Annotated in this window: 3 protein-coding genes and 1 pseudogene; 1 reads left to right on the top strand and 3 read right to left on the bottom strand. The window is 67.2% G+C overall.

The window, feature by feature from the left end:
• Window positions 1–218: 218 nt before the first annotated feature.
• Window positions 219–332, top strand: a pseudogene (locus tag ACRDUX_RS20470) (ATP-dependent DNA ligase); the annotation flags it as partial.
• Here the strand turns inward: ACRDUX_RS20470 and ACRDUX_RS20465 are convergent.
• From ACRDUX_RS20465 to lucA, 3 genes are all read right to left on the bottom strand, one after another.
• Window positions 329–1,405 (bottom strand): NAD(P)H-dependent amine dehydrogenase family protein, encoded by a 1,077-nt coding sequence (locus ACRDUX_RS20465; protein WP_526415920.1) that lies wholly within the window; start codon window positions 1,403–1,405, stop codon window positions 329–331. The pseudogene ACRDUX_RS20470 and the gene ACRDUX_RS20465 overlap by 4 nt on opposite strands.
• A 52-nt stretch (window positions 1,406–1,457) precedes the next feature.
• Complete coding sequence (locus ACRDUX_RS20460) at window positions 1,458–2,483, bottom strand: S1C family serine protease (RefSeq protein WP_526415919.1); 1,026 nt, start codon at window positions 2,481–2,483, stop codon at window positions 1,458–1,460.
• Between the two features lie 83 nt (window positions 2,484–2,566).
• Window positions 2,567–3,415: a lipid uptake coordinator LucA gene (gene lucA, locus ACRDUX_RS20455; RefSeq protein ID WP_526415917.1), complete on the bottom strand. Its 849-nt coding sequence runs from the start codon at window positions 3,413–3,415 to the stop codon at window positions 2,567–2,569.
• Window positions 3,416–3,565 lie beyond the last annotated feature (150 nt).

Here is a 3,565-nt window from a genome sequence, read left to right as displayed (position 1 = left end):
GGTGTCGGAGGGCACGGTCCCACCGACATGGTCCGATTCTTCCAAGGTCGACGCACCATCGGCGTCGACGACGCCGGACTTCCGATCTGACGTCACCGATGCTCGTCCGCTTACGTTGCCCGAGTCCTCGAATTATCGACAGCAAAGCCCGGACGACCATGGCATTCTCAGGACGACGGCCCGAGCCGATGTTGGATCAACCAACACCGCACAGGGCTGAACTACCCGGAGAACCGAGTTATCCGAAGATGCCCGGCGAGCCGCCGCGGGTCCAGCCCAGCAAGAAGGTCGCGGCGCACTGGGATGAGGACGGGAACCCGGTCGCGGACTAGCCGGTCGGCACGACCCCTCGCGGCAGGATCAGCGGCAGATCGTTGTAGGTGACGATGCCCGGTGCGGCGCCGACGACCGCCGGGATGGCGTTGAGCGGTGGCGTGGCAGTCATGATGTGGCCGAGGACCATGAACTCCTCGAGCGTCGTCGCCTCGAAGTCCGGTGGCGGTAGAAAACCGACCTTCATGGTCACCGTCGGTCGCCCGGCGACCTCGATGACCCAACCGTCCTGCTCGATGGGCCAATTCGGTTCGAGCGTCTGGCCCTTCTTCCACAGCACGGAGATCTCGACGCGGGAGACGCCGTTCACGACGCCCTGCCAGGTGGCGTGCACGCCGGCCACGCACCCGGCGGGGATGGTCCACGACCCGAGGTCGAGGTCTTCGGTGGTCTGCGCGTACTCGGCCTCGCAGCGCACGTCGTCGAGTTCGATGCCGAGCGCGTCGGCGACCATGCGCACCGCCTCACCGAACACGCCGGTGCCCTTCGCGGTCATCGCCTGCAGGTCGGGGTGGTCGATCGGCTGACCGAACCCGACCGGCCTCTCGGTGGCGGGCGAGTCGTAGAACGTGGTGTCCGCGGCCTCGTTCACGGTGATCTTGTCCACCCTGTCGCAGATGCCCGCAGCCACGATGGACAGCTGGTTGACGTACCCGGGGCTGATGCCCGAGCCGAACATCGTCGAACCGCCCTGCGCGCACGCCTCGGCGATCCTGGTGCGCCCGTCGCCCTGGTTGTGGCCCGTGATGAACGACGCGGTGGCAACGACGTTCACGCCCGCGGACAAGATCTTCACCAGCTCGTCGACGTCGATCCACATCGGGTTGTAGACCACGCAGTCCGGTTTCAGGGCGAGCAGCGCGTCGACGTCGTTCGTGGCGGCGACGCCCAACGGCTCGATCCCCGCGAGGACGCCGACGTCGCGTCCGGCCTTGTCCGGCGACCAGGCGTAACAGCCGACGAGTTCGAAGGCGGGATTGCGCGCAATGGCGGCGACGGAGCTCTTACCCACGTTGCCGGTCGTCCACTGGACCAGCCGGTACGGCTCCTGCACTTCCTCAGTGTTTGGCACTCGCTCAGCATAGGGATGGCGAGGCGATCGTTCCGCCGGTTTTGCCGAACTCTCAGGACGAGAGCGTGGCCTTTCCGTTCAGCTGTTGGCCTGCCCGGTCGATGAAGACCAGATCGACGACGTCGCCCGGATAGTGCCGGTCCAGAATGTCGGTCAGGGCGTTCGCCGAGTTGAGCTGGACGCCGTCGATGCTCAGCAGGACGTCGCCGTCGTGCAGGCCGGCCTGCTCGGCGGGGCCGCCCGGCAAGACCTCGAAGAGGATCACTCCTGGCAGCGAATCCGACTGATTCCTGCCGTTCACGCCGACGCCCAGCAGCGTGGGCGGCCCAATGTGCACGGTGTCCGTCGGTGTCCGCGAGCGAATCTGGTTCGCGGTCGCCAGTGCGTCGTTGATCGGAATGGCGAAACCGGAGCCGCCCGGGTCCATCCGGAAGTTGACGGTCGCCGCCGTCGTCACGCCGACGATCTGGCCGGCAGCGTTGATCACGGGGCCGCCCGAGTCGCCCGCGCGGACCGGTGCCGCGAACTCGATCAGCCCCGTCGCCTGTTCGGAACTCCCCGTCAGCTCGTCCTTGGCGTTGATGGTGCGGCCAAAGCCGACCACCTGGCCGGCCTCCCGCGTCAGTGGGCTCCCCGAACCGCGGGCGTTGCCCAGCGCGACGACGGGATCGCCAATGGCGAGCTGCGACGAATCGCCAATCGGTGCCACGGCCAAGCCGCCCGCGCCGCGCAGCTGCAGCACGGCGATGTCACGGTTGCGGTCGTAGCCGACCAGGTCCGCCTGGTACGGACGACCCCCGACCGTCGCGGTGATGCGATCCGCGCCCTGTACGACGTGGAAGTTGGTCAGCACTGCCCCGCCGGGATCGAGGACGATGCCGGTTCCCGCGCCGATCGCGTGCTGGTAGTTGATCGTCGTGTCGATGCGCGCGACCGTGGGTTCGGTCTGGGAGGCGACGTTGGAGAGATCGACGGGGTCGGCGAATGCAGGTGCCGGGGCCGCGATGGCTGCTGATGAGGCGACCACTGCCACGATGACGGGGATGACGAAACGCCGCCAGGTATGGAACCTGTGCATGGGCCACCTTTCGCCTTTAGCTGTGAATTACCCACAATTGTGTCGTGGACACCGTGGGCTGTCGACGCAGGAGGCCCTGAACGTCAGTCGTCGAGCGCTATTCCGCGGCGCGAACGCCCGAACAGCCGCGACGTCGACTTGCCGCCTGGCCGTCGATTGCGCAACGTGTCACCAGGCTCATCGTCATCGGATTCCTCGACGTTACCGCTGCCCTCAGAGCCGTTCTTGCCTTCAGAGCCGTCGGTGCTGGGGCTCTCGGTCGCACTGGCCTCGGTGGTCTCAGCAGCCCCACTAACCTCGTCGGTCGTCTCCACGCTGACGGGTGCGGGGACCTTCTCGTCCTCGTCTTCGTTCTCGTCCGGCTCGACGGAGTCCGAGGGCTCGGGTTCATCGGAGTCGGCCGAGACGGTGTCCTCGTCGGCGACCTCTTCGTCGGCTTCTTCCTCGGCGGCGCCACCGCGCCTGCGGCGGGTCTGACTCTTGAGCTTGAGTGGCTTCGGCGGTGGCGGCGGCAACTCCGCGGCGAACGCCAGGTAGAAGCTCAGCGCGCCGAGCACGGCGACGGCAGCCGCGGCGCCGTAGATGCCGAACAACGTCTGACCCGCTGCGTCCAGGCTCACCCAGATCTCGCTGATGGCCGCACCGATGATCAGCGCACCGGCCAGAACGTGCAGGACTATCGACCAGAACCGCAGTGTCAGCGCCAGCTGCGGGGTACCGAACTCGGGCTTGCGCGTGCGCAGCAGCGTGAAGACGACGGGCAATGCCGCGAGACCGATCAACGCGCCGCACACGATGCGCATCGCCAGGCCCAGCCCGGAGGGCCACGCCCCGGTCAGCTCGAACCAACGCGGGAGCACGAAGAAGAAGTAGAGAACCCCGGCGAGGACGAAGAATGATGCGTGCCACAGGACCGCGATCCAGCGCCGCATACTCCTCCTCGAGTCGGTGGGCGTTCTTGAGGTCGAAGCACGACCAGGCTCTGTTGGCCTGGCCGCGCCCCGGACCAGTGCGGAGGATAGGGGATTTGAACCCCTGAGGGCTATTAACCCAACCCGCGTTCCAGGCGAGCGCCATAGGCC

The organism is Mycobacterium sp., from assembly GCF_050701675.1.
Taxonomy (GTDB): domain Bacteria; phylum Actinomycetota; class Actinomycetes; order Mycobacteriales; family Mycobacteriaceae; genus Mycobacterium.
This window is presented reverse-complemented; position numbering and strand designations above follow the sequence as displayed.

Bases quoted from the DNA above. Each gene is read 5' to 3' on its own strand.
- ACRDUX_RS20460 (WP_526415919.1), bottom strand. From the start codon at position 2,483: ATGCACAGGTTCCATACCTGGCGGCGTTTCGTCATCCCCGTCATCGTG.
- lucA (WP_526415917.1), bottom strand. From the start codon at position 3,415: ATGCGGCGCTGGATCGCGGTCCTGTGGCACGCATCATTCTTCGTCCTC.